The organism is Oscillibacter valericigenes (assembly GCF_021531915.1).
Classification (GTDB): Bacteria; Bacillota; Clostridia; order Oscillospirales; family Oscillospiraceae; genus Oscillibacter; species Oscillibacter valericigenes_A.
In genome coordinates, this window is the sequence record NZ_JAFBIV010000050.1 from 1 (window position 1) to 514 (window position 514).

The following is a 514-nucleotide window of genomic DNA, read 5'->3' on the forward strand; positions in this document are numbered from 1 at the left end:
GAGAGCAGTCTCAACATGATCAAGTATGTGCTGAACCAGCATATTCTGCCGTTCATTGGGGGATACCGCCTGCGGGATATTTCCCCTATGCAGATTCAGGCTATTATGGCGACGATGTCTGATAAGAGCAATTCTCTGCAGTCCAAGGTGCTTGTGACCTTAAGAAGTATCTTTAAGGCGGCTCAGGAAAACGGCCTTGTGGCAAAATCTCCGGTCAGCAGCATGTTGAAGGCCGGCGGCAAGAAAACGCCCGAGAAGATCGCTTTGACGGTCGCAGAGAGCCAGCTGCTGTTAGACCGGGTCAGTAACCCCCGGGCGAGAACCTTTCTTCTGATCGCACTCCATACGGGCATGCGGAGGGGTGAGATCGCAGGCCTTCGCTGGGATGATGTGGATTTCAAGAAAAAGGTCATCCATGTTCGTCACAACGCGGTGATGGGGCGGTATGAAACGACCATCAGTGATGAGTTGAAGACCAGCGCGGGCAAGCGGGATATTCCAATGTCTGAGGAAC

The 514-nt window shown here is 52.9% G+C and carries 1 protein-coding gene; it reads left to right on the forward strand.

Annotated features, from left to right (window positions below; genetic code table 11):
* Positions 1–15: 15 nt before the first annotated feature.
* Positions 16–514, forward strand: a 499-nt coding sequence (locus tag JQM66_RS12460) for a tyrosine-type recombinase/integrase (protein ID WP_235230182.1), incomplete at its 3' end; no start/stop codon positions are given.